This window comes from Rhodococcus sp. FH8 (assembly GCF_019266085.1).
In the GTDB taxonomy this organism is placed as follows: Bacteria; Actinomycetota; Actinomycetes; order Mycobacteriales; family Mycobacteriaceae; genus Rhodococcus_F; species Rhodococcus_F qingshengii.
Window position 1 is genome coordinate 1136374 of sequence record NZ_LPNQ01000057.1, and the last position, 25933, is coordinate 1162306.

At 62.4% G+C, this 25933-nt stretch carries 22 protein-coding genes; 8 read left to right on the plus strand and 14 right to left on the minus strand.

The window, feature by feature from the left end:
- Nucleotides 1–20: 20 nt before the first annotated feature.
- On the minus strand, nt 21–1178 hold the full coding sequence (locus tag ATN38_RS08135) for an acyl-CoA dehydrogenase family protein (RefSeq protein ID WP_003940617.1): 1158 nt from the start codon (nt 1176–1178) through the stop codon (nt 21–23).
- A 195-nt stretch (nt 1179–1373) separates the two neighbouring features.
- On the opposite strand from ATN38_RS08135, the gene ATN38_RS08140 reads away from it, so the two are divergent.
- The 5 genes from ATN38_RS08140 to ATN38_RS08160 all read left to right on the plus strand — a co-directional run bounded on the left by ATN38_RS08140 (nt 1374) and on the right by ATN38_RS08160 (nt 7577).
- A complete protein-coding gene (locus ATN38_RS08140; RefSeq protein WP_174519483.1) occupies nt 1374–2837 on the plus strand; it encodes an MFS transporter in 1464 nt (487 codons plus the stop codon).
- A gap of 134 nt (nt 2838–2971) precedes the next feature.
- Nucleotides 2972–4102: a thiolase family protein gene (locus tag ATN38_RS08145; RefSeq protein WP_047272111.1), complete on the plus strand. Its 1131-nt coding sequence runs from the start codon at nt 2972–2974 to the stop codon at nt 4100–4102.
- 54 nt (nt 4103–4156) lie between these two features.
- Entirely contained in the window at nt 4157–4921 is a 765-nt protein-coding gene (locus tag ATN38_RS08150; RefSeq protein ID WP_003939944.1) for an SDR family NAD(P)-dependent oxidoreductase, read from the plus strand.
- A gap of 41 nt (nt 4922–4962) precedes the next feature.
- On the plus strand, nt 4963–6618 hold the full coding sequence (locus ATN38_RS08155) for a class I adenylate-forming enzyme family protein (protein ID WP_176742040.1): 1656 nt from the start codon (nt 4963–4965) through the stop codon (nt 6616–6618).
- 53 nt (nt 6619–6671) lie between these two features.
- The gene (locus tag ATN38_RS08160) at nt 6672–7577 is read left to right on the plus strand and encodes a nitronate monooxygenase family protein (RefSeq protein WP_202427117.1); all 906 of its coding nucleotides are present in this window, start codon (nt 6672–6674) and stop codon (nt 7575–7577) included.
- Here ATN38_RS08160 and ATN38_RS08165 read toward each other — a convergent pair.
- From ATN38_RS08165 to ATN38_RS08190, 6 genes are read right to left on the minus strand one after another with little or no spacing between them, the layout of a single operon-like run.
- Nucleotides 7574–8470 carry a LysR family transcriptional regulator gene (locus ATN38_RS08165; protein WP_003939949.1) on the minus strand — a complete coding sequence of 299 codons (897 nt, stop codon included), beginning with the start codon at nt 8468–8470 and terminating at the stop codon, nt 7574–7576. The two genes, ATN38_RS08160 and ATN38_RS08165, sit on opposite strands and share 4 nt — an antisense overlap.
- Before the next feature lie 3 nt (nt 8471–8473).
- A complete protein-coding gene (locus ATN38_RS08170) occupies nt 8474–9376 on the minus strand; it encodes a LysR family transcriptional regulator (RefSeq protein ID WP_007729501.1) in 903 nt (300 codons plus the stop codon).
- A 30-nt stretch (nt 9377–9406) separates the two neighbouring features.
- Nucleotides 9407–10219 carry an enoyl-CoA hydratase/isomerase family protein gene (locus ATN38_RS08175; protein WP_193594920.1) on the minus strand — a complete coding sequence of 271 codons (813 nt, stop codon included), beginning with the start codon at nt 10217–10219 and terminating at the stop codon, nt 9407–9409.
- The gene (locus ATN38_RS08180; RefSeq protein WP_047272107.1) at nt 10216–10977 is read right to left on the minus strand and encodes a crotonase/enoyl-CoA hydratase family protein; all 762 of its coding nucleotides are present in this window, start codon (nt 10975–10977) and stop codon (nt 10216–10218) included. The genes ATN38_RS08175 and ATN38_RS08180 overlap by 4 nt, the downstream gene beginning before the upstream one ends.
- Nucleotides 10978–11014: 37 nt before the next feature.
- Nucleotides 11015–12061, minus strand: a complete 1047-nt coding sequence (locus ATN38_RS08185) for an MBL fold metallo-hydrolase (protein WP_042448546.1) — start codon at nt 12059–12061, stop codon at nt 11015–11017.
- Nucleotides 12058–13617 (minus strand): long-chain-fatty-acid--CoA ligase, encoded by a 1560-nt coding sequence (locus ATN38_RS08190; RefSeq protein ID WP_003939977.1) that lies wholly within the window; start codon nt 13615–13617, stop codon nt 12058–12060. Before ATN38_RS08190 ends, ATN38_RS08185 begins: the two co-directional genes overlap by 4 nt.
- 202 nt (nt 13618–13819) lie before the next feature.
- Here ATN38_RS08190 and ATN38_RS08195 point away from each other — a divergent pair, with 202 nt between their 5' ends.
- Nucleotides 13820–14749, plus strand: a complete 930-nt coding sequence (locus tag ATN38_RS08195; RefSeq protein WP_037128875.1) for a LysR family transcriptional regulator — start codon at nt 13820–13822, stop codon at nt 14747–14749.
- On the opposite strand, the gene ATN38_RS08200 is transcribed toward ATN38_RS08195, so the two are convergent.
- Nucleotides 14683–15573, minus strand: a complete 891-nt coding sequence (locus tag ATN38_RS08200; RefSeq protein ID WP_030537198.1) for a LysR family transcriptional regulator — start codon at nt 15571–15573, stop codon at nt 14683–14685. The two genes, ATN38_RS08195 and ATN38_RS08200, sit on opposite strands and share 67 nt — an antisense overlap.
- 182 nt (nt 15574–15755) lie before the next feature.
- Between ATN38_RS08200 and ATN38_RS08205 the strand changes: the two genes are divergently transcribed.
- Nucleotides 15756–17426, plus strand: a complete 1671-nt coding sequence (locus ATN38_RS08205) for a chitobiase/beta-hexosaminidase C-terminal domain-containing protein (protein ID WP_064443699.1) — start codon at nt 15756–15758, stop codon at nt 17424–17426.
- A 50-nt stretch (nt 17427–17476) separates the two neighbouring features.
- On the opposite strand, the gene ATN38_RS08210 is transcribed toward ATN38_RS08205, so the two are convergent.
- The gene (locus ATN38_RS08210; RefSeq protein WP_030537200.1) at nt 17477–18667 is read right to left on the minus strand and encodes an acyl-CoA dehydrogenase family protein; all 1191 of its coding nucleotides are present in this window, start codon (nt 18665–18667) and stop codon (nt 17477–17479) included.
- A gap of 310 nt (nt 18668–18977) precedes the next feature.
- On the opposite strand from ATN38_RS08210, the gene ATN38_RS08215 reads away from it, so the two are divergent.
- A complete protein-coding gene (locus ATN38_RS08215; protein WP_007729531.1) occupies nt 18978–20198 on the plus strand; it encodes an acetyl-CoA C-acetyltransferase in 1221 nt (406 codons plus the stop codon).
- A 5-nt stretch (nt 20199–20203) separates the two neighbouring features.
- Here ATN38_RS08215 and ATN38_RS08220 read toward each other — a convergent pair whose 3' ends face one another.
- From ATN38_RS08220 to ATN38_RS08240, 5 genes are all read right to left on the minus strand, one after another.
- Entirely contained in the window at nt 20204–21400 is a 1197-nt protein-coding gene (locus ATN38_RS08220) for a CaiB/BaiF CoA-transferase family protein (RefSeq protein ID WP_064443698.1), read from the minus strand.
- 72 nt (nt 21401–21472) lie between these two features.
- Nucleotides 21473–22213 (minus strand): 3-oxoacyl-ACP reductase FabG, encoded by a 741-nt coding sequence (gene fabG, locus ATN38_RS08225; RefSeq protein ID WP_003940214.1) that lies wholly within the window; start codon nt 22211–22213, stop codon nt 21473–21475.
- A 42-nt stretch (nt 22214–22255) separates the two neighbouring features.
- Nucleotides 22256–23422: an acyl-CoA dehydrogenase family protein gene (locus ATN38_RS08230; protein ID WP_256931590.1), complete on the minus strand. Its 1167-nt coding sequence runs from the start codon at nt 23420–23422 to the stop codon at nt 22256–22258.
- Nucleotides 23423–23542: 120 nt separating this feature from the next.
- Entirely contained in the window at nt 23543–25063 is a 1521-nt protein-coding gene (locus ATN38_RS08235; RefSeq protein WP_003940405.1) for an acyl-CoA synthetase, read from the minus strand.
- Between the two features lie 45 nt (nt 25064–25108).
- Nucleotides 25109–25906: an enoyl-CoA hydratase gene (locus ATN38_RS08240; RefSeq protein ID WP_003939812.1), complete on the minus strand. Its 798-nt coding sequence runs from the start codon at nt 25904–25906 to the stop codon at nt 25109–25111.
- Nucleotides 25907–25933 lie beyond the last annotated feature (27 nt).

Here is a 25933-nt window from a genome sequence, read left to right on the forward strand (position 1 = left end):
GACAACATGTCGAGAGTGCGTCAGAGACCAAGATCCTTCGCGATGATGGTCTTCATGACTTCACTTGTGCCACCGTAGATTCGTGTGACACGCGTGTCTGCGTAAAGACGCGCGATGGGATACTCGGTGATGTAGCCGTACCCGCCGTGCAATTGGAGGCACTTGTCGATCACTCGACCTGCCGCCTCGGTGCAGAACAGTTTCGCCTTCGCTGCGTCGGGAATCGTCAGAGTGCCGCGGTCATGACATTCGAGTGCGTTGTCGGACACCAGCTGAATGGCATCAACCTCGGTAGCGCATTCGGCCAGAACGAATTTGGTGTTCTGGAAGGCCGCGACCGGCTTGCCGAACACCTTGCGGTCCTTGACGTAGTCGATGGCAAAGCGAAGCGCTGCACTGGCAGTGGCGGCCGCTCCGAACGCGATGGTCAACCGCTCCTGAGCCAGGTTGTGGGTCAGATAGCTGAAGCCGTCGCCCTCTTCTCCGAGTCGGTCCTCGACGGGCACCTTGACGTCGACAAACGAAAGCTCCGCAGTGTCGGAGGTCTTGAGCCCGATCTTGTTGATCTTGCGCCCCACCGAGTATCCGGGCGACGACGTATCGATCACCAGAATCGACAACCCCGTGCGCCGGTTCTCCGCTGTGCTGGGCGCGGTACGGCACACCACCAGGACGCGGTCGGCAAGTACTCCACCGGTGATGAACGTCTTGGAACCATTGACCACGTAGTGCGTACCGTCCTCCGACAGCTTGGCCGTGGTCGCGATGTTCGCCAGATCCGATCCTGTTCCCGGTTCGGTCATCGCAATCGCGAACATCAGATCTCCGGAAGCGAAGCCCGGCAACCAGCGGCTCTTCTGTTCTTCGTTCGCGTACTCGAGTAGGTAGGGCAGGATCAGGTTCGTATGCACCGACTGCGAGCCGAACGACGCCCCGGCGGCAGCAACTTCCTCGGCGACGACGACGTTGAACTTGAGCGACTTCTCGCCGCCTCCGCCGTATTCCTCCGGCACCTGAATTCCGAGTACGCCCAGCTCTCCGAGTCGTCGGTAGAAGTCACGGGGCGGGTGACCGTCCTCTTCCCACTTCTCGTGGACCGGGGTTACTTCCTTCGCGATGAAATCGCGAACGGTTGCCCGGAATGCCTCGTGATCCTCGTTGAACACGGTGCGCTGCATGTATGAACTCCAGTCGGTCAAGGGGACAGGGTGATCCTGATCTCACCTTGCCTCAATGTTCCGCATTCGATCCAACACTCATCGGCTATGCGTCCGATAGGGCGTACCAATATGGCCTGACCTGCGATACATAGGCAACCGCTATCGTTCCGATCATCGACGCGACATTGCTCAAAGTGATCCAGAACACGTTGAATGAGTCAGCCGGCAAACACACCACCATCGATCGCTTCGAGGCCGCGCTTCGAGCACGATCGCATCCGCCCACCAGTCTCGAAGGGACGCCACGTGACCCCCATCGCGCCACAGCGTAACGACGTCCAGCCCGAAGCAACAGCAACGCCAGATTCGTCAGCAGTTCCCGTCTTCGGTACCCGCAAGCGTGCGTGGACGATGACCGGGCTCGTCGTTTTCCTCTACATCGTCAACTACGCGGACAAGGCAGTCCTCGGAATCATCGCTCAGCCCCTCGCTCGTGAGCTCGGACTGAAGTCTTCGCAAATCGGCATGGTCGGCTCGCTCTTCTTCCTGATGTTCTGCATCGGTGGATTCCTCGCCGGACCGCTCAACAAGTACCTGACCCTGCGTTGGGCGCTGTTGATCCTGGCCGCAATCTGGTCCGTGGTCATGCTCCCCCTCGTTCTCGGCGCCAGCCTCGCGATGTTGATCGTCTCGCGCATGCTCCTCGGATTTGCCGAAGGCCCCAGTTCGGCGCTGATGCACACCGCGGCGTACTCGTGGCACCCGCCGGCCAAGCGCGGCCTTCCCGGCGCAATGCTCGCCGGATCCGCCTCTGTCGCAAAGATCGCCCTCGCGCCGGTACTGACCTTCATCGCCGTTCATTACGGCTGGCGCGCAGCGGTTCTCTCGCTCTCCGTTCTCGGTCTCGTGTGGATGGGTTGCTGGCTGGCCGGTTGGTCCGAGGGCCCGTACACGAGCAAGGCCGTCAAGGCGACCAAGACTGCAGATACAGAAGCAACCGAGGCAGCCGGGACAGCCACGAAGGCGGTCACCGAGCCCAATGTTCCGTGGCGCAAGATCCTGCTCTCCCGCACCTTCGTCAGCTGCTGCTTCCTCATCGCGACCATCTACGCGCTGACCACCGTCGTTCTCACCTGGTTGCCGTCGTACTTCGAGGTCGGCCTCGGATACAGTGCGATGCAGGCCGGTTCGATGTTCGCGCTGCCCTCGATCGTCGGTCTCGTCCTCATGATCACCTCCGGTTCCGTCACGGACAAGTTGATCGGCCGCGGCTTCACCTCTCGTACGGTTCGCGTCATCGTTCCCTGTGTCGGCGTTCTGATCTGCGGATCGATTCTCCTGTTCCTGCCACAGATCTCCACCCCCATCGTCGCTGTCGCCATGGTCTCGATCGGCTACGGGTTCTCGGCAATCACCTTCCCGCTCATCAACGCTGCGATCTCGGAGCTGTGCCCGCCGCAGCAGACTGCCGGAACGATGGGATTCTTCCTCGCCATCATGTCGATCGGTGGCCTGATTGCTCCTTACGCAACGGGAGTCATCGTGGACAACGCTGCAACCCCGGCCGACGGTTACGCCCAGTCCTTCCAGGCAATCGGCGTCATCGGAGTGATCGCCGCGGTTCTGGTCCTCGTCTTCGCCAATCCCGAGCGCGATCGCAAGCTCATCCGAGGCTGAGTACTCCACGTATAGCCATTCGCTAACAAAGCCATTCACCGAAAGACATTGCCGGGTCGACCCGCTCGTGATCGACTCGAGACACGCCCCGACCGCACAGTCGCAGAACCGGGCACGAACAGCAGGAGAGATACATGCGAGATGCCGTCATCGTCGACGCAGTACGTACACCGATCGGCCGTCGCGGCCGCGCCCTCTCGGAGATCCATCCGGCCGAGTTGTCCGCCCGTGTACTGCGTGCGCTCGCTGAACGGACCGGACTCGACGCGGCGACGGTCGACGACGTGATCTGGGGTTGCGTCAGTCAGGTCGGCGAGCAGGCCGGAAGCATCGCCCGCACAGCGGCACTCGCTGCCGGCTGGCCCGACAGCGTTCCCGGCGTCACACTGACCCGGGCCTGCGGATCGAGCCAGCAGGCAGTTTCCTTTGCTGCGGCCACCGTCATCTCCGGTCAGAACGACGTGGTCGTAGCCGGAGGCGTCGAATCGATGTCACGAGTACCGATGGGTACCGCCAGCAAGAACGGTGAGCATTTTCCGGCTTCGGTACTCGAACGCTACGGGGTGGACGGTTTCAGCCAGGGGACCGGCGCCGAGATGATGGCCCGGAAATGGGCACTCACACGAACAGCTCTGGACGAATACTCCCTCCGCTCACACGAACTCGCGGCCCGTGCCACCGATGAAGGGGCATTCACCGGGCAGATCACTCCGATCGCGGGCTTGTCCCAGGACGAAGGCATTCGGCGAGGCGGAAGTGTGGAGTCGCTCGCGAAGTTGCCCCCGGCCTTCGACACCGACGGTGCCATCCACGCCGGCAACTCTTCTCAGATCTCCGACGGGGCGGGCGCCACACTCGTCACGACCAGCGAGTACGCCCGGGCACGCGGGTGGAAGCCGCTCGTTCGTATTCACACCGCAGTGGTCGCAGCCGACGACCCGGTCATCATGCTCACCGGTCCGATTGCCGCCACCGCAAAGGCATTGGACCGCTCCGGATTGTCCATCGACGACATCGGCGCCTTCGAGATCAACGAGGCATTCGCCCCCGTCCCGCTTGCCTGGCAGGCTGAAACCGGCGCAGCCATCGATCGTGTGAATCCGCTCGGCGGCGCTATCGCGGTCGGCCACCCACTCGGCGGATCAGGTGCGATCTTGATGACTCGCCTGGCACATCACATGCGCGACAACGGAATTCGCTACGGTCTCCAGTCGATGTGCGAGGCCGGCGGCATGGCCAATGCGACCATTCTCGAATTGATCTGACCCGACAACGCTTTCGGGCCGACACGTCATCCAGCAGGAAAGAAGAATTGATCCATGAAACTCGAGGGACTTTCCACCGCGATCACCGGCGGCGCTTCAGGCCTCGGCCTGGCAACCGCTCGACGGCTGCTCGACGCCGGAGCGCAGGTCACGTTGATCGATCTGCCTTCGTCCGACGGTAAGCAGGTGGCGGCCGATCTCGGTGCTGCCGCACAATTCGCCCCGGCCGACGTCACCGACAGCGAACAATTCGCCGAAGCACTCGACGCGGCGCACGAGCGCGGCGGCCTCCGCGGCGTCGTCCACTGCGCGGGTGCCGGGCGTCGTATGCGCATTCTCGACAAGGACGGAAAAGCCGGATCGGTCGAAGATTTCGAGTTCGTCGTCAAGCTGAATCTTGTCGGTTCGTTCAACGCACTCCGTCTCGGCGCCGAGCGGATGGCGGAACTCGACGCCGTGGACGGTGAGCGAGGTGCCATCGTCATGACGGCGTCGGTCGCAGCATTCGAAGGTCAGATCGGTCAGATCAACTACACAGCGTCCAAAGCCGGCATCGTCGGTATGACGGTCACCGCTGCCCGCGATCTCGCCAGCCGCGGAATCCGCGTAAACACCATTGCTCCCGGCATCATGGACACTCCCCTGCTGGCGCGCCTACGCGAAGACGTGCGCACGGCCCTCGAAGCCTCTGTTCCCAATCCCTCACGACTGGGTCGTCCGGACGAGTTCGGCCAGCTCGCCGTCTCGATGCTCGAGAACGGCTACCTCAACGGCGAGACCATCAGACTCGACGGCGCTATCCGAATGGCTCCCCGGTGACGGGCACCAGCGTGATCGCCAATCCACAACTGCGGCACAACATGCAATACCCGGATACCACCATGGCGTACTGGGCGCCCAGCATGGCGGCGCTCTACGGTGACCGCCTCGCCGTCGTGGACGGCGAGCGTACGTGCACCTTCCGCGAACTCGGCCAGCGCAGTGCGCAATTCGCCGGCGCACTGCGGCAAGCCGGGGTGGGCGTCGGCGACGTGGTGTTGATGCACCTCGGGAACTGCGTCGAGTTCCTCCAGGCTTACTACGGATGCCTACAGGCCGGGGCGACAGTCACATTGGTCAACCCACTGCAGCCAGAGCTCGGCCTGCGCAAGCAGATCGAGGAGACGTCCGCCGTTGCTGCAGTGACTCAGAGTTCGCAGCTGCACGTACTGCTCGCGGCCGCTTCAGGAACCTCCGTGCGTACGATCGTGATGGTCCAGGACACCGAGGGCGCGCTCGACACACCGGAGTCGGTCGTCGCATTCGACTCCTTCATCGCCGATCTACCCACCGAATTCACCCCTGCCTCGGTTCGTAGCGACGACATCGCACACATCGCGTTCACCGGCGGAACCACCGGAGTCTCCAAAGGTGTTCGTGTTCTTCACCGCAACGTCGTCGGCAACATCACGCAGATGTGTGGATGGAGAACCGGTCACGAGTTGGAAGCAGGTCCTGAAGGTCTCGTCACGCCTCGACGCATCGACGGCCTCGACGTGCTCGGTCCGACGCCCGGGACCGGGGCGACCATCGTGGTCTCCCCTCTCTTCCACGCACATTCGTTGCTCAACACGTCGTTCCTGTTGATTTCCGGTCTCACCCAGGTATTTGCCGGTCGGTTCGAACCCGGCCGGATGCTCGAGCTGATCGAAAAGCACGAGGCCACCTATCTCACCGGGTCTCCCGCCATGTGGCACGCACTGTCGGTTCATCCCGACGCCACGGTGCGCAACACCGACAGCGTGTGCGTCGTGTCTTCGGGTGCTGCCCCGATCGACAGTGTCACGCTCGCCGCACTCCGCCGGGCATTTCCCAAAGCGCTCGTCGTCGAAGGCTACGGGCTGACCGAGGCCACCTGTGTGGTCACGGCCGCACCGCTGATCAACGGCTCGGAATATCGGCAGAGCAGCGTCGGCCTCCCGATCTTCGACACCGAAATCCAGATTCGCGATCAGCTCGACCGGAAGACCGTTCTGGGCGAGAACGAACGCGGCGAACTGTGGGTGCGTGGGCCTCAGGTCACCGACGGCTATCTCGGACACCCGGAAACCACCGCAGAACAGTTCGTCGACGGCTGGTTGGACACGGGAGACATCGCGTACCTGGACTCGGACGGATACCTCTTCATCTGTGACCGGGCCAAGGACATGCTCATCTACAAGGGGTACAACGTCTATCCGCGGGAACTCGAAGAGATTCTGGTTTCGCACCCGGCGATCTCGACTGCTGCGGTTGTCGGCCGCGAAGTGGGGAGCAACGGCCAGGAGCCCGTAGCCTTCGTGGTGATGATTCCGGGCGCCGAGTTCGACGCCGAGCAGATCAAGGCGTTCGTCGCCGAGCAGGTGCTGCCGTACAAGAAGATTCGCGAAGTCGTCGAGGTAGAACTCCTTCCGACATCGGCTGCCGGTAAGGTCCTCAAGACCGACCTCCGCTCGAGACTTCTCGAATCCGTCGATCAGAAAGGCGGTTCCAGGTGACGACCTTCGCAGACCTGACGTCGCAACTGCGTGTCCCGGTTCTCGCTTCACCGATGTTCATCATCTCGACTCCTGACCTCGTCATCGCGCAGTGCACCTCTGGCATCATCGGGTCCTTCCCGGCACTGAATGCTCGTCCGCAGTCGGCACTTCGGGATTGGCTCAAACTGATCACCGTGGCTCGTGAGGAACATGATCGTGAGCACCCGGAGAATCCGTCGGCGCCATTTGCCGTCAACCTCATCGTCCACCGGTCCAACAACCGCCTGGAAGAGGATCTGGCGACCATCGCCGAGTTCGAGGTTCCGATCGTCATCACGTCCCTCGGCGCTCGCACCGACATCAACGACGCAGTCCACGCATACGGCGGAATCGTTCTCCATGACGTCATCGACAATCGCTTTGCACGCAAGGCGATCGAGAAGGGCGCCGACGGACTGATCGCGGTAGCTGCCGGGGCCGGTGGTCATGCCGGTAGACAGTCGCCGTTTGCCCTGATTCGGGAGATTCGTGAGTGGTTCGCCGGTCCACTGCTGTTGTCAGGTGCCATCGCTCATGGTGATTCGATTCTCGCTGCGCTCGCGGCCGGGGCCGATTTGGCATACGTTGGATCAGCTTTCATCGCAACCGAAGAGGCTAACGCGGATCCTGCGTACAAGGAGATGATCGTGGGTTCAGGGGCCTCCGACATCGTCTATTCCAACCTGTTCACCGGAGTACACGGAAACTACCTGCGGGGCAGCATCGTTGCCGCCGGCTTGGACCCCGACAACCTGGCCGAATCCGATCCATCCGCAATGAGTTTCGCGACCAACGACACCGATACCAAGGCCTGGCGTGACATCTGGGGCGCCGGACAGGGCATCGGAGCGATCGATGCAGTCCTTCCGACGCATGCAGTAGTAGAGCGTCTCGCCGCCGAGTACTCTGCAGCGCGAGAACGTATCTGCCGACTCTAGTGCTGTGACCGGCGTTCGTCGGACAGGTACTCGTGGATCAGGTTCACGAATACCTGTCCCACCGGCGACAACGTCGAGGGGTCGAAGGCGAGACCGTACGCACGCAGGAATCTCGGCTCGCAGGCCCGTTCCACCACCTGACCAGGCATCGATTTCGCCACCGAGCGCTCGACCAACGAACCGCCGAGTCCGGCGATGACCATCGGGAGCCGCGACTCCCGTTGCTCGGTCACCACCGCGAGTTCCGTTCTGGTACCGGCCTTTCGGATCGAATCTTCGATCGCGTCACCCATCGCTGCCCCGCGAGGAACGAATACCATGGGAATGTCCGGCATTTCCGAAAGGCGTACCGGCCCCTCGGGTAGTTCTGTTCCAGCCGGGTAGACCAGGCGGTACTCCTGCTCCCCCAATTCGACGATTTCGAGCCCTTCGCCCGCCTCGAGCGGCAGATGAGCCACCGCGAATTCGCAGTGGCCGTCCCTGATGAGACTTTCCAGATTGTCCTCACGCTCGAGTTCCGAGAATCTGACTCGTGCTTGCGGATACCGTCGACAGAACTCCGCAATCAGATCGACGATCGTCCCCGAAGTCAGTGCAGGGAAAGCCATGATGTCGAGGCGACCGACGATGGCGCCATCGGATGCCGTCAACTGTTCAGCCGCCGCAGCTACGTCTCGCAAGACCTGTCGACTCGGGCCGACCAGACTGCGACCGGCAGCACTGAGCACCATGCCGCGCCCGATGCGATGGAACAGCCTCACTCCCAGTTCACGTTCGAGCCCGCGCAACGCTTGTGACACGGTCGGCTGAGCAACGCCGAGAGCCGCTGCGGCGCCGTTGATCCCCTTGTTCTCGACCACTGCGAGGAAGTACTCCATCTGCCGGAACTCCACAGTTCACTCCTCTTCCGTGGACGGAACGGCGGAGGTGGCCATTTCCGCAGCCGTCGCGATGAATGCAGCGGCCGCCGGGGATTGCTCGCCCGAGCGATAGACGATACCGACGTCGCGTGTCAGCGGCGGATCGAAGGAGAAGGCGCAGACGTCTGTCATCTGCTGTTGTGCAACCCTTCTCGGCACTACAGTGGCGCCGATTCCGCGGCGAACCAGTTCCCACGTGGTCACAGGGTGGACACAGTCCACGACTACGTTCTCGGCGCCTTCGCTCAGTAGACCCCGGAACTGATTCGATTGATCACCGAGATCGACCACAAGCGGCAAACTGTGCAAGAGCGCTCGCGGAACCGGATCCGCCAACGGCGTTGCAAGTCGGCCGGACAACGACGCATGGGTGGCGAGCACCAACTCCTGAGTGGCAATCGGAGCCGTGACCAAACCTTCGTACCCGATACTCAGATCGGTGACGCCGACCTCGGCCGACCCTCGCCGCAACGCATTGTCGACCCCGGCCGGGCCGTACGTGTCGAGAACACGCACGACGATCTTCGGGAAGTTGGCCCGGAATCGCCGGACCAACTCGACCATCGGATCGATCGAGAACGCCGAGTACGAGACGACGTCGACACGACCGAACTCGAGTTCGCGAACGGCGGTCACTTTCGCCTTCGCGCGCTCGACGTCGGCAAGGATTCTCCTGGCCGCGAGATCGAACGTGCGGCCCGCGTCGGTAAGAACCAACCGCCTGCCCGTCCGGTCGAACAGCGTGGCGCCGAGTCGACGCTCGAGCGTACGAATTGCCTGTGACAGCGAGGGCTGCGAAATGTAGAGAGCCTGAGCGGCCTTCGTTATCCCACCGTGGTCGACAACAGCGACGAAGTAGGTGACGAAGTGCAGATCCACTCATCCATCATACGACCAGCGATCCGTCGCTCACTCCACCCGAGTTGCCCCTGGTACGGCCCACTCTCCGGTGAAGATCGGCTCCCGCTTTTCCACGAAGGCACGAACCGCGTCGGTGGCATCCGTCGCAAAATTGACCGCTTGCGCCCTCGCCTCGTTGTCCAACGCCTCCCGCAACGAGAGGGAGGTGTGATGTTCGAGCATGGCGGCAGACTGACTCAGTGCGGCCGGCGGGCCGGCGGCGAGCCGCTGCGCCAGTGTTGACGTGTGTTCGTCCAGCTCGGCCGGTTCGACCAGATAAGTCACCAACCCGAGCTCGTAGGCTTCCTGTGCGTCGATCGTCTCGGAAAGCATCACCAGTCGCTTGGCTTGTTGGAGGCCGACCAGTCTCGGCAGGATCCACGAACCACCGAAGTCGACAGACAACCCCCGTTTGGCAAAGATCTGGCTGAACTTCGCACCCTTGGCCGCCACGACGAAGTCGCAGAGCAACGCCATGTTCCATCCGGCTCCGACGGCAAACCCGTCGACCTTCGCCACCAGAGGTTTGGGAAACTCACTCAGTGCGATTGCCGTTGCGTTGATGACACGCATGCGATCGAGCGGGTGCGACGAGCCACGCTTGTCCAGATCGGAGCCCGCGCAGAAGGTCCCATCCGCGCCGGTCAGGATCACCGAGCGAATCTGCGCGTCCTCTTGAAGTTCGAGGACTGCTTCACGTAGAGCGATCCAGGCGTCGAGATCGAGAGCGTTGCGGCGGTGCGGCCGACAGAGAACAATCGTCGCGACAGCACCGTCTCGTTCGATGCTTACGGCCGCACGCTCGATCGTCTCGGCACTCATGAACCACTCCACACGGGAGAGCGCTTCTCGGCAAATGCCGTGGCACCCTCCTTGGCATCACGAGAGGTGAAGACCGGATCGATGAATTCGCGTTGCGCGACAAAGGCATCCGGATCGGTGTACTTGGCGGACATTGCCAGTACCTGCTTGGTCGCGCGAACAGCCAGTGGACCGTTAGCCGCTACTCGGGCCGCGAGCTCGCGTGCGACGGTCAGCGCCTGTCCCGGTTCGGCGAGCCGATTGACCAAGCCGTGATGGTGCGCCACGGTGGCACTGAGCGGATCCCCCGTGATCGCGATTTCCATGGCCAACTGATACGGAAGAATTTTCGGCAGACGTAGGAGTCCGCCGGCGGCCGCGGCAAGTCCCCGCTTCACCTCGGGCAGGCCGAATTTCGCGTCCGTGGACGCCACGATCAAGTCGGCCGCCAAGGCCAGTTCGCAACCGCCGGCGAGTGCCCAACCTTCGACGGCTGCGATCAGCGGCTTCGACGGCGGAGCCTCGGTCAGACCGGCAAAACCACGACCCGGTAGCGATGGCCGCTCTCCGCGCGCAAATCCCTTCAGATCCATACCGGCGCAGAAGGTTCCACCAGCTCCGGTCAGAATGCCGATGGTGAGATCGGAGCGTTCCTCGAACTCGTCGATGGCCGCAGCCAAGGCTTCGGCAAGTTCGAGATTGACCGCGTTCTTGGCCTCGGGACGATTGAGGGTGATGACGGCAACGCCGTCGGCGAAGTCGGTGAGCACGACGCTCATGTTCGGTTCCTACTTCCGTGATGAGATTCTTGAAAGGTCACTGCGCGCGAATGCTCCAGCGCACGGGTGTGCCGCCGGACGGTGTCACGATCTCCCGCTTGGCCAAAACAACAAGATGAGCATGGGTTTCGCGGACTGCCAAGCGAAGTAGTCGCGGCGACATCTGTTCGAACGGGCGAGACCAGGAGATCGTGCGTGAGAGTTCCCAGGCCGTGGATTCAGGCTCATCCTGCACCGCAGCCACGATCTCCGCCAATCGCTCCTCGTGGTGCCCCATCAATTGACGTGCACGATCGGCGATCCCACGGAATCGATATTCATGTGCCGGAAGCACTTCGCACTCGCCCAGTGTTGTCGTCGCCTCGAGCGAGAGAAGATAACGATGAAGTGGGTTCTCGAGTTCACCGGGAATCGTGGAGATGTTCGGGCTGATCCTCGGCAGCATGTGATCGCCGCTGAACAACAAGCCTCTGGCCTCTTCCACGAAGCAGAGATGTCCGGGAGTGTGCCCCGGTGTCCACTGGGCGCGGAGATTCCAACCGGGCAGGTTGAGTGAATCCCCATCTCCCAGAACAATGTCGATGGTTTCGTGCTCGGCGAACCGCACCAGGTCGACCCGAGACGCGTCGAGCACTTCGGCCGGTGCGCCGAGTTCGGACAATTGCAGGTTCCAGCCACTGATGTCGTCGCGGGTCTGCTCGGGACCGTGGTATCCGAGGAGCGTCGCGTCGGCCACATGCATCGCAAGCGTTGCGCCGCTGACCTGCCGAAGACGCGGCGCCAGGCCGAAGTGATCGGGATGCAGGTGCGTGATTGCCGCATAGCGCACTTCGGAAACGTGGTATCCGATCGATGCTATGCCGTCGACGAGAGCCTGCCAGGACTGTTCGTGATCCCAACCGACGTCGATGAGGGCAAGTCCGTCGTCGAGCGCGAGTGCGTAGACGAGTACGTAACGCAAAGGGTTGTCCGGCATGGGAACGGGGATCGACCACAATCCGTCCCGCACCTGTTCGACCGGTGGAAGGACTTTGTTCGCCCATGCCTCACGTTGTGCGACACCGACGTCTTCGGTCACGATCATGATGCTTCTCCGCTCGCGTTCAGCATGGTCCGCAGGCTCGACTTGAGCAGTTTTCCGCTCGCGTTGCGAGGTAGGGAGTCCACGAAATGGATCTGGCGAGGTTTCTTGTACGACGCCAACTTCGCTGTGCTGAAAGCGATCAACTCGTCGACGCTCGGCACGTCGGCACCGTCGACCAGTTTGACCACTGCGGTCACGGATTCACCCCAGCGCTTGTCGGGAACCCCGACCACCGCGACCTCGGCGACCGAGGGGTGCTCGGCCAGAATGGATTCCACCTCGATCGGATAGACGTTCTCTCCGCCGGTGATGATCATGTCCTTGAGTCGATCGGTGACGAACAGATACCCCTCGTCGTCCAGATGGCCGGCGTCCCCCGTTCGGAGGAAACCGTCGTGGGTGAACAATTCGGCGGTCTCACGGTCACGTCGCCAGTATCCGCGAGTGTTGTTTCTACTGCGCGCGACGATCTCACCGGAATTATTGGGCGGCAATTCCTCACCAGTGGTGACGTCTCGAATCGAGATCTCGACGCCGATCATCGGCTTGCCCGCAGAGCGAAGCAACTCCGAACGCGGCCCGCTCACATGATGGTCGTAAGCACGAAGGACGGATACCGAACCCGTCGTCTCGGTCATCCCGTATCGCTGAACGAATTTGCAGTTCAAGACAGTCATCGCGTGGGCGAGGAGCGCCGGAGTGATCGGTGACGCCCCATAGGCGACCACCTCCAGGCTGGTCAGATCGAAACTGTCGAGAGTCGGCAGATCTACCAGCGTCTGAATGACTGCAGGCACCAGAAATGCGTGGGTGACGCGGTGGGTCGCGATGGCATCAGCGACCCGAGCCGGCGCCATGTCTCCGAGCAGCACCAAAGGCACTCCGGCCGACAAGCATGTACTCATCCAGCCGGCACCGGCGATGTGAAAGAGGGGAAGTGCATCGAGTGCGACTGCATTCGAACCGAATTCGTAGACATCGAACCCCTCGGGCTCGTTGTACAGATTCCGGTGCGTGGCCACGACGCCCTTGGGCCGGCCGGTTGTCCCGGACGTGTACAGCTGCAGAACTGCTGCGTCCGGATCGTGCCCGTGTCCGGGGTCGACACCGGTACCTGATGCCACGAACTCCGCCCAGGTTCGCGAATCCGGCAGGCCCCCTGCAGCTCCCACGGTTATGACCTCGATGTCCGGCAACGCTGCGGACATCGCCGCCGCCCCCGCGGCGAACTCGTCATCGACGATCAAGACGTCGAGCTCCGCGTCCTCGGCGATGTCGACGAGTTCGAGTGGGTTGAGCCGCCAGTTCAACGGTATGAACACAGCGCCTGCCTTCGCACATGCGATGAAGGTTTCCGCACCTTCGAGCCCCATACGCAGTAGCGCACCGACACGAGCACCCGTTGTGGTCACTTCTGCCAGCGCACTCGCCAAGGTGCTGGTCTCGCCATCCAGCTCAGCCCAAGTCAACGTTCGGTCGCCGCACGTGATTGCCGGATCGGACGGCCGTGTCGACGCCGAGTGGCGTATCCGGTTGGGTAGGTGAAGCTCGCTCACATCACGCTCCTGTGTTCCAGGTACTCACCGAGCACGAACCGCGGTCGGTGGTACTGGAACAGTCGACCATCGCTATGGCCTGCGCCACAAAGACGAGAAGGCGCACAGAGCCATAGCTCAGACCTATGTCAGCAGGTCGCAGCAAGTCACCGCCGCCAAGGGTCCGTCATCTGGGAGAATTCGTCAGATGCAGGCACCCGGGATGGACATACGCAGCGCGCAGTATCTCGTCGCGGTCGTCGATCACGGCAGCGTCACTGCCGCCGCGGACGTCCTGCGTATCTCGCAACCGTCCCTCTCGCAGGCCGTGCGCAACCTCGAACGAGCTCTCGGAGCCACACTCTTCGAGCGCACCACTCGCGGTCTGGCTCCCACCACGGTCGGACTGGCAGTTGCCGATTCTGCCCGTACGTTGCTCGCCGACGTTGCTCGGGCCGAGGCCGCGGTGGCTGCGGTAACCGCTTTGCGCGCCGGGGAACTCGCCATAGCGGTTCAGTCCGATCTCGCCATCGACCCTGTTGCAGAGGTCGCCGGACGCCTCCATCTGACGGCACCCGGAATTCGGTTCTCCACGAACGCCTCCGCCAACGCACAGGACGTGCGCGCGCTCGTGAGAGCAGGTACGTGTGAACTCGGGTTTCTCGAGACCCACCCGGGTGCCGAAGTCTCCGACGGGCTTCGAGAAATTGCCGTGAGCACCCAGGAAACGGTCTTGTCGATCCCCATTCGCCTGGCCACAGACCTCCCCGATCCGGTTCCGCGCACCGTGGTCGCGCGCCTGCCGATGGTGGTCGAGGCATCCGCAGTTCGGCGCGGGCACTCGATCGACGACGATCTGGAACTCACCGACGTCGTCGTGGAAGTACCTGATCGCCTTGCTGTCCGGGAAATGGTCGGGCAAGGTGTAGGCGCCGCGCTGCTGCCCAGATCGATCGCCGAACAAGACTCCCCGGCATCTGAGGTTCGCTCGCTTTTCCCACCGATCACCCGGCAGACGATCTTGGTCTACCGCGACGGCCCGCTCTCACCGGCCGGGTCTGCGTACATCGAGAACATCTCCCCACGTCACAAGCCCTCCACGAACAGCCTGCCCAACGGCGAGAGCGTCTCCGGATCGAACTCGACGCCGTAATTCAGTGAGATCGCCGGCTCCACCGGAAATATCTCCGCGCCGGACGCGACCGACCTCTCGGCCAACGAACGCTCCATGAATGCCATGCCCAAACCAGCAAAGACGAACGCGCCGACGGTCTCCCGCTGCGCCAACTCCGTCGACATCCGAGTCCGGGCCCCGGCGGCCTGCAGAGACGACTCGATGGCAAGGCGAGCCCGCGAGTGTTTGAGCACACCCACCACGGGGAGATCGGGCAATGCCGTCAATGACACCGGCTCTCCCGCAGCGGGTTTCACACCATTCGGCCAGACGTCAGGATGAACCCCCGACGGCACTGCCAGCCAGTACTCGTTCACCCCCAACACTTTCGTGGACAGCGCCGACATGTCGGGTGGCCAGTAACTGAAGACCACCTCGCACGCGCCGTCTGCCAACACCTGCTCAGACGTTGCACCCTGCGGCAACTCACCGACCCGAACGGTCACAGCAGGCCACCGCTCACGAAAGTCTGCCACGATGCGTGCGATCGGACCTTCGAGACCATGTGCCGCGGAGCAGATGTCGAGCCGGCCACGAGGCTCGTCGGCCGTACCGATCGCGACGTCGAACGCGGCCGCGCTGCTGCGAGTCATCTGCCTCGCCGGCCCTACCAACGCCCGACCTGCTGCCGTCAGCACCAAACCGCGACCGACGCGGTGAAACAGTTCGACTCCGAGTTCACGCTCGAGGCCACGAATACCCTGCGACAGCGACGGCTTGGTGACCGACAGATTCTGCGCAGCCGTCGACAAGGACTCACCACCGGCAACGGCAAGGAAGTACTCGATCTGACGTAGGTCCACTCCATCGACTTTGCCATAAACGCAGCCGGGTATACCGGTACCAAGCACTGCAGGGTGTTCACACACGCTTCATTAATCGGACATTCAGGACACACCTTCTTCTACCCGGCGCCACCTACCGTAATTGGTCCAGACCAATTACGGATAGGTCTGAACCACCGCGTCGAAGACAAGGAATCCTCGTGAGACGTACGACCATCGCGATAGCAGCCGTGACAGCGGCTCTCGCCGTTCCCGGCATCGCACCCGCCGAATCCCACGCCGAACCCGGCTGGGGCAGTTCGTCCTTCGAATGGGGCAGCTCTTCGGGCGAGAACAACACGCCGCCCGCAGCGCCCGGCGTCAGCGTCCCCGGCGGACGGTACGAGCACCCCGTCGACCTGACCTTCACCGCCGAGCGCGGCGCCACCGTCCGCTACACCGTGGACGGAACGACACCCACCACCGACAGCCAAGCTGCCACGCCGGGACGTCCGCTGCACATCGCGCAGGACACCAACGTCACTGTCGCAGCTTTCCGAGGCGATCACGCGAGCGCGGCCGTCTCGTTCGGCTACCTGATCAAGACGTCGGAAAAGCCGCTGGCTCAGGTCGTCGTGATGTCCGACGTCCACGTCGGCGATCACGCGAACAACGACAAGAAGTACGAAAGCTTCTTCGACACAATCGGTTCCATCTTCCCGAAACCCGACGCTATCCTCTCCAACGGGGACATGATCAACGACAACGGAGACGGCAAGGGGCCCGACCACAAGATCGTCGCAGAAATCTTCCAGGCAAACCTCGCCCGGAAGGGCATGAACGACACACAACTCCTGATCTCCAACGGCAATCACGATGCAAGTCTCGCGGCGATCAGAGCCGGGTACCCGGCGGAGTGGTTCCCGGATTCCGGTGGCGGATACTACGAATCCGACGTCAATGGTGTCCATCTCTTCACGGTCAACACCGAAACCTACAACAATGATTCAGCGCAACGCGATTGGCTGAAGTCCCGCCTGACCGAAATCACCGCGGAGTCCGGGAACCTGACCAAGCCGATCCTGGTCCAGGGACACCGGCCGGCAAGCAACACAGCCATGGACGGGCAGCAGGCGTCGAACCCTCGATTGACCGAAGACCTGAGTGCCTTCCCTCAGGCAATCTTCTTCTCCGGGCACTCACATCTGAACAACAACGACGACCGGTCGATCCATCAGCGTGACTTCACGTCGGTCAACGACGGCTCGATGTCGTACATCGAAATCGATCACGGCTACCAGATGGTGACCGAGTCCGGTCTCGCGAACCGTTTCGAATCACCCACTGCCCAAGCGCTCTTCGTCGAGGTCTACCAGGACCGCACGGAAATCAACCGAATCAACATGGCAGCAGACAAGCACGACATCTACGCCGGTGGCGCGTGGTCAGCCAACTGGCAGCCGCCGTACTCGAGCGCGGGCACGCTGAGCGGTTCGGGGTGGACGGTCGAACTCGACGGGTCGACCAACCAGCAGATCAAGGACAACTTCCGCTACACCTCGGGCGCACGGAACACGCACGCGCCGGAGTTCACCTCGAGCACTCCGCTCTCGGTGACGACCGGCGAAAACGGTGCGACCGCACTGAGGATCGCGCAGGCCAAGGACGATCAGATGGTGCACCACTACGCCGTCGAGGTCACGGACACAGCCACCGGAGCGAAGGTGGTCTCGTCGAAGGTGCTCTCGGACTTCTACTTCATGCCGCGGCCGAACAGCCTCGACATTCCGATTCCCGACGCCGCAGCGGGCACCGCATACGAAGCCCGCGTCGAAGCCGTTGACGCATACGGCAACCGGTCACCGGTGACAACCCTGGCCTTCACCCGCTGACCCGACAAGACAAAGCGGCACCGCGCATATTCGCGGTGCCGCTTCTCGGCTCAGTTGTACGTGCGAAGCAGGCCCTTGCTGATGATCTGCTTCTGGATGTCGCTGGTGCCTTCACCGATCAGAAGGAACGGCGCCTCACGCATCAACCGCTCGATCTCGTATTCCTTGGAATAGCCGTATCCGCCGTGGATACGGAAGCTGTCCTGGGTGACCTCCGAGCAGAATTCACTCGCCAGATACTTCGCCATACCCGCGGCGACATCGTTGCGCTCACCCGAGTCCTTGAGCCTGGCAGCGTTGACCATCATCAGATGTGCCGCTTCGACTTTGGTGCCCATCTCGGCGATCCGGAACGCGATGGCCTGATGCTCGGCGATCGGCTTGCCGAAAGTCTCGCGTTGCTTGGCGTAGGTGACAGCCAGTTCGAAAGCGCGCTGGGCAATTCCGCAGGCACGCGCGGCGACGTTGACCCGGCCGACCTCGACGCCGTCCATCATGTGCCGGAATCCCGAGCCAGGGGTGCCACCGAGAACCTCCTCGGCTCCGATCTCGAAACCGTCGAAGATCATCTCCGTGGTGTCGATTCCCTTGTACCCCATCTTCTCGAGCTTGCCCGGAATGGTCAGGCCCGGGAGTACCTCGCCGAAACCTGCGGGTTTCTCGATCAATATCGTCGTCAGATTGTTGTGCGGCTTCTCCGCGCCCTCGTCCGTCTTGACCAGGACTGCCACCAAGGTCGAGGAACCCCCGTTGGTCAGCCACATCTTCTGGCCGGTGATCACGTAATCGCCGGAGTCCGTCCGCTTCGCCCTGGTCGATATGGCAGCAACATCGGAACCGAGGGCAGGCTCCGACATGGAAAATGCACCGGTGAGTTCCCCGGAAGCCAAACGCGGCAGGTACTTCGCCTTCTGTTCCGGCGTCCCGTGCGCCGAAATCATGTGAGCCACGATGAAATGCGTGTTGATGACACCGGACACGCTCATCCATCCACGGGCCAATTCTTCGACGCACAGCGCGTAGGTGAGCAATGATTCGCCGATACCCCCGTACTCGGGGTCGATGGTCAGTCCGAACAGACCCATGTCCTTCATCTGCTTGACGATGTCGGTCGGGTACGTATCCGAGTGTTCGAGTTCCTGCGCCGCGGGGATGACCACACGATCGACGAACTCGCGTACCGCCCCGACGATATCGGTCTGAGTTTCGGTCAATCCCGCCGTCTGCGCCAAACGAGTCACTGTTCCACCTGTCAGTCGGTACTTCGTGCCCTCCCGGTCGACGAAATTGATTCGACTCCAGGAACTTTCATCCCACCGCGACGTGTGTGCGACAGAGACGCTGCATCCATTCAATCCCCGAACGGTATAGGTGTCAAAGTCGATTTCGCATACGAACCGTATGGCGGAAACTATGTCCGAACAGGTCGTTCCTGCTGTTGACAACCGCGCCACGCGTGCTGGATATTCGAGTGGCCAGGTCGCGGTGGGCCCTTCGATCGGCCCGTTCACGCGACGCATTCCCCACCTCTCCTCGAGACAGGCGCATTCCATGCACGACGCAGTCATCTGTGAACCCGTTCGCACCCCGGTGGGCGGATTCGGCGGAGTCTTCAAGGACGTTCCCGTCACCACACTCGCCGGCACTGTTGTGCGTGGCCTCGTCGAACGAACCGGCATTGCGTCCACCGATGTCGACGACGTCATCTTCGGTCAGGGGTACGCCAACGGAGAGGCCGCGGCCATCGGGCGAATCGCGGCACTCGACGCCGGTCTCGACGTGTCCGTTCCCGGAATACAACTCGATCGCCGTTGCGGTTCGGGATTGCAGGCGATCATCTACGCCGCGATGCAGGTACAGACCGGGATGAGTGATCTGGTCATCGCCGGCGGCGCCGAGAGCATGAGCGGAACCGAGTTCTACTCCACCGACATGCGTTGGGGCACAAAGCGCCCTTCCGTCGAGTTCCACGACCGATTGGCCAAACCGCGCACGAACTCCGGCGGAGTCAACTTTCCGGTGGAAGGCGGCATGATCGAGACCGCCGAGAACTTGCGCCGGGAGTACTCGATCACCCGCGACGAGCAGGACCGATACGCGGTGCGATCGCACGAACGGGCCGTTCACGCCCAAGACAGTGGGTACTTCGACGACGAGACGATTCCCGTTTCGGTGCCCGGACGCCGTGGTGAGCAGACAGTCGTCACCCAAGACGAGCATCCGCGCCGAGGGATACAACTGTCCGATCTTGCTGCACTGCGCCCCATTCGAGGTCGCGTCGACCCTGAAGCAACAGTCACCGCCGGAAACGCCTGCGGCCAGAACGACGCCGGAGCCGCGGCCATCGTCACCACTGCGGCCAACGCCGAACGGCTGGGCCTGCGGCCGTTCGCGAAACTGGTCAGCTGGGGTGTGGCCGGTGTGGAGCCGAACCGGATGGGCATCGGACCGGTGCCTGCCGTGGCGAAGGCTCTCTCCCGTGTCGATCTGTCGCTGGACGACATCGACCTCATCGAAGTCAACGAGGCCTTCGCCGCCCAGGTTCTCGCGTGCGCCAAAGCCTGGGGATTGAGCGCGCAGGACATCGAAGAACGCTTCAACGTCAACGGTTCCGGAATCTCGCTCGGACATCCTGTCGGCGCTACCGGTGGGCGGATCCTCGCCAATCTGCTGCGCGAACTCGACCGGCGCCAGGCACGGTACGGGATCGAGACCATGTGTATTGGTGGCGGACAAGGGATTGCCGCGGTGTTCGAGAACCTGCGACGCTAGAAGCGTTAACCGATCGATCCGTCGCGGCGAAGTTCCGCGATCCGGTCGCCCGTAAGTCCCAACTCGGCCAGCAGAGAATCCGTCTGCTGGCCGAGTGCTGGAACGTCACCCATGCGCATTTCGACATCCGAATACGTCATCGGAGGCAGCACGGCATCGATCGGACCGTTCTCGGTGCCCACGGACCGCCATCTGGCACGCTTCTCCAGCTGCGGATGTTCCAGCAGACCAGCCATGTCGTTGAGTGCCGCGGCCGGAACACCAGCGGCGGCCAGACGCTGATCCAGATCTGTCGTCGAGTACAGACGCGTCAGAGATCCCACCAATTCGTCTACCTCGCCACGGTTTTCGACGCGCACGATGTTGGTGCGGTAACGCGGATGATCGACCAGATCCTCTCGCTCGAACACGTCCACCATCAGCGCTCGCCATCCACGATCGTTCTGGACGCCGATCAGGATTTCGCCGTCGGCCGTGGGATACGAATCGTAGGGAACGATCGCGGCATGGCCGAGTCCGACACGTGGAATCTGCTTGTCCGCATACATTTTCATGTACATCGGATGGCCCAGCCACTCGACGGTGGAATCGAACATCGAGACCTCGACGAGCGCTCCCTTGCCCGTTCGCTCTCTACGGAACAGGGCGCTCAGAATCGAAGTCAGCGCGTACATTCCTGCCGCGATGTCGGAGACCGGGATGCCGGCCTTGGTGGCCGTCTCCGGTGTGCCTGTCACGGAGATCATTCCGGTCTCGGCTTGGACCAACATGTCGTAGGCCTTGCGCTCGCGCCGCGGGCCGGCACTGCCGTAGCCGGACATGTCGATCACGATGAGCCGTGGGTATTTATCGCGCAGTTCCTCCGCGCCGAACCCCAGTCTCGCGGCTGCGTCGGGAGCCAGGTTCTGCAGGAACACATCGGCTCGCGCGACCAGATCGAGAAGGATCTGCCGGCCGGGGTCCGACTTCACGTCGACGGCGATCGATTCCTTGGAACGGTTGAGCCACACGAAGTGTGATGCCTGACCGTGAACCGCCTGGTCGTAGTGACGCGCGAAGTCACCCTCGCCGACGCGTTCTATCTTGATCACCCGCGCACCCATGTCCGCGAGATGCCTGGTGGCGAGCGGTGCCGCCACCGCCTGTTCGAGTGCAACTACGGTGATTCCGTCGAGCGGAAGATCCGAGTTCGGCTGTCCCATGTCAGTAGTCACCCCAGAAGTTTTACACCCAGAATTCTCACACTCTGAATTCTTGCACTCGAACAGGACGGATCAGATGTGGCGGCCGCCGGTGATCTCGAGAACCGTGCCGGTCATGTAGCTCGAGAGGTCGCTCGCGAGGAACAGCACAACCGAAGCAACTTCCGAAGGCTCGGCTGCGCGCCCCATCGGAATCTCGGCAAGCTTCTCGTTCCAGATCCGTTCGGGCATCGCCTCGGTCATCGCCGTGCGGACCAGTCCGGGCTGAACGGCGTTGACGCGAACGTTCTTGAACGCGACCTCTTTTGCCGCGGCCTTCGTCAGACCGACGATCCCGGCCTTCGCGGCCGAGTAGTTGGTCTGCCCGAGCATGCCCACCTTGCCGGAGATCGACGAGATGTTCACGATCGCGCCCGTCTCACGCTCGCGCATGCGGGCGGCGGCAGCGCGTGTTCCGTTCCAGGCGCCCTTGAGGTGAACGGCGATCACGTCGTCGAAGTCCTGCTCGGTCATCTTCCGCATCGTGGCGTCGCGCGTCATGCCGGCGTTGTTGACCATGACATCGACTGGACCGAAAGCGCTTTCGGCCAGATCGAGCATGGCCTCGACCTGTCCGGAGTCACGCACGTCGCAGGAAGCGAAACGGGCGACCGACTCTCCACCGAGTTCGGCGACCGCAGCCGTTCCCACGGTTTCGTTGATGTCGCCGAGAACGACGGTCGCGCCTTCCTTGATGAAGGTGCGCGCAATTTCGAGCCCGATGCCCTGGGCTCCGCCGGTCACTACCGCAACCTTGCCGTCCAACAATCCCATGTCCACTCCGTTCGTGAGGTTAAAGCTCGTCTGGAAAATGTGTCAGCGCTGGTTTTGCTTTTTCGCTTGCGCCACGAGCCCACCACCGAGAATCAGACGCTGGATCTCGCTGGTTCCCTCGTACAGGCGCAACAGGCGAACTTCACGGTAGATGCGTTCGACCGGAACACCGCGCATGTACCCGTTGCCCCCGTGGATCTGCACGGCGAGATCTGCGACCTTGCCCACCATCTCGGTGCAGAAAAGCTTTACCGCCGAAGGCCCGAGACGGCGATCCTCACCGCTGACGTACCGCGCGGCCACCTCGCGCACCATCGCGCGCCCTGCCATCACACCGGCTTGCTGGTCTGCCAGCATCGCTTGAACCAGCTGGAAGTCGCCGATCGCGGTGCCGCCCTGTTCCGTGACCACGGAGAACGCGACAGATTCGTCGAGCGCTCGCTGTGCTGCTCCCACCGAGAGCGCCGCGATATGGACTCGTCCGCGCGCGAGAGACGTCATCGCTGCGCGGTATCCGGTGTCCTGGTCGCCACCGACGAGGGCCGACTCGGGAACTCGGACGTTGTCGAAGGTGACCTCGGAGGTCCAAGCACCTTCTTGACCCATCTTCTTGTCCTTGGGACCGACCGTGACACCTGGCGTGTCAGCCGGAACCAGGAACACTGCAATTCCCGGACCATCGGAATCCGCCGGGCGAGTGCGCGCGAACACCACGAACAGCTGCGCCAGTGGAGCATTGGTGATGAACCGCTTGTTGCCGTCGATCACCCAGTCGGATCCGTCCAGCACTGCCTTGGTCCGAAGGCCGGCCGGGTTGGAGCCCGCTCCCGGTTCGGTGAGAGCAAAGGAAGCCACGACATCACCGGAGGCGATGCGCTCGAGCCACTGAGCCTTCTGCTCGTCGGTACCGAAGCCGACCAGCACCTGTCCGGCAATTCCGTTGTTGGTACCGAACATCGAACGCAGCGCCAGAGACGTGTAGCCGAATTCCATTGCCAGTTCGACGTCTTGGGTGAGGTCGAGCCCGAGCCCACCCCATTCCTGAGGGATCGCGTAACCGAAGAGCCCGATAGCTGCGGCCTTCTTGCGTATGTCCTCAGGAATGGCGTCGGTGTCGGCTATCTCCTGCTCACGCGGAACTACTTCCTTACGGATGAACTCCCGCGCAGTCGCCAAGATATCTGCGAAGTCATCTGCGTCGACCTGCATTCCCACCACTCACCTTGCTGTTTCCGAAGTCCATGCCATCCCCCGAAGTCAATACCGTGAGGCAATCGGAGTCAAAGACCTGAAAACGAACCGAAGGTAAGGCAGAACCTATAGCAAGCTTCAGACGGTGCGCAGTTCCCGCTTCAGTAGCTTGCCGCTCTGGTTGCGCGGAAGCTCGGCCACGAAACGGACATGCTTGGGCACCTTGAACGGAGCGATTCGCTCCTTGACGTGGGCAATCAACGCCTCGGGCGTCAACTCGTCGTTGCCGTCCTTGAGCACGACGATCGCGGTGACGGCCTCGATCCACTTCTCGTCGGGCGTACCGATCACGGCAACTTCTGCCACGGCGGGGTGCGTGTAGACCGCATCTTCGACCTCGCGTGACGCCACCAGGATGCCGCCGGTGTTGATGACGTCCTTGATCCGGTCGACGACCGTGATGAAACCTTCTTCGTCCCGCACGACCAGATCGCCCGAATGGAACCAGCCGTCACGGAAGGCCTCGGCGGTGGCTTCCGGATTCTCCCAGTAGCCGTTGCACAGCTGCGGTGAGCGGTAGAGAACCTCGCCGGACTCACCGTCGGCGACATCGTTTCCGTCGGCGTCGACGACGCGGGTTTCGACGAAGAACACCGCGCGACCACAGGAAGACGGGCGATCAGCATGCTCGCTGGGCTGGAGAACTGTTGCCAGTGGGCCGATTTCGGACTGGCCGAAGCAGTTGTAGAAACCGATGTCCGGGTAGCGCTCGCGCAGACGATTGAGCACGGTGACCGGCATGATCGAGGCGCCGTACTGCGCCTTCTTCAGCGACGACAGATCGCGGGTCTCGAGGTCCGGATGGTTGGCCAGCGGTACCCACACGGTCGGCGCCAGGAACAGCGATCCGATCTTTTCGGCTTCGACACGGCGCAGGATTTCCGGGATGTCCGGCGCCTGCATCAGACTGACCGTCGCGCCGACGGACAGGTACGGCAGCATGAAGACGTGCATGCCCGCGGAGTGGTACATCGGCATGCAGATCAGCGGGTTGTCGTTCTTGTCGAGGCCGAGCGCGATCACCGAGGACACGTACTCGTGAACCAGTGCACCGTGAGACATCATGGCGCCCTTGGGCTTCGAGGTGGTGCCCGAGGTGTACAGCAGTTGCGCCAGATCGGTCGACGTCGCACGCGGTTCGAAGACCGGCACCTCGCCTGCCTCACCGATCGTGACGACGGACAGTTCCGCGTCCCGCAGTGCGATCACGTGATCGAGATCGAGGTCGGAGCGTACCGAGTCGAGTGTCGGCGCCAATGCCGGATCCACCAACACCGCGCGGGCGCCTGACTGCGCCACGAGGTACCGGAGTTCCTCCCCCTTCAGTGCGTAATTGACGGGAACATGCACCAAACCTGCTCGTGCACAGGCAAGAAATCCGATTGCATAGGCGTCGGAGTTGGTTCCGTATGCCGCGACGCGGTCGCCGTGTTCGAGCCCCAGACCGAGCAAGTAGGCGGCGACCCGCGTCACCGCGTCGTCGAGTTCGCGGTAGGTGCGAGTGCGATCTTCGAAGACGACGGCTACACGGTCGGGGTACTTGGCTGCCGAGCGCCGAAGCACTCCGTCGACAGTGTTGGTGCGTGGATCCAGGCTCATGCGCCTCAGGTTATAGGACGTCCAACTAAACCGGAAGAGCAATCGTTACTTATTGCGCCATTCGGGCTTTCGCTTGTCCACAAAGGCCTGCATACCTTCCTGAGCGTCGCAGGTCACGGCGTTGGTTGCCATAGTTTCCGCCATCGCCTCGTACGCCTGCGCTTGCGGCAGATCGATCTGGCGATAGAACGCCTGCTTACCGATCTTCACCGTCAAGGGGCTGGCCGTCGTGATCTTGGCGGCCAGTTCGCGCACCTCTCGGTCCAGGTCTTCGGGCGCGACGACGAAGTTCACCAGACCCCAGTCCGCAGCGGTGTCGGCGTCGATCGTCTGCCCGGTGAGCAACATCTGCATCGAGCGCTTGCGCCCTACTGCCCTGCTCAGCGCCACCATGGGTGTCGAGCAGAACAGTCCGATCTTGACGCCCGGCGTGCCGAAGACAGCATTCGACGCAGCAACAACCAGATCACACGACGCAGCCAGTTGGCAGCCCGCCGCGATAGCCGGGCCCTGTACTGCGGCAATCACCGGCTGCGGAATCCGCTGTACGGTCTCCATCATCTCGGTACAGCCGTCGAAGATCGCCCGCTCGTCCTCGAGGGTTCTCCCGATCATCTCCGTCAGATCGTGTCCGGCGGAGAACACCGGGCCTTCGGCGCGCACGATCACGACCCGCACGCGCTCGTCTACAGACAATTCGACAAGGGCAGCCGTCACCTCACGCATGGTCTCCGCCGAGAGCGGATTGCGCCGCGCCGGCCGATCGAGCGTCAGGAAACCGAGTCCCACCGATTCCTCGACGGAAATCTTCACTGCAGTGTCTTCTACCTGTGTCTGCGACATGTGTTCTCTCTACCAATCGAATCCGTC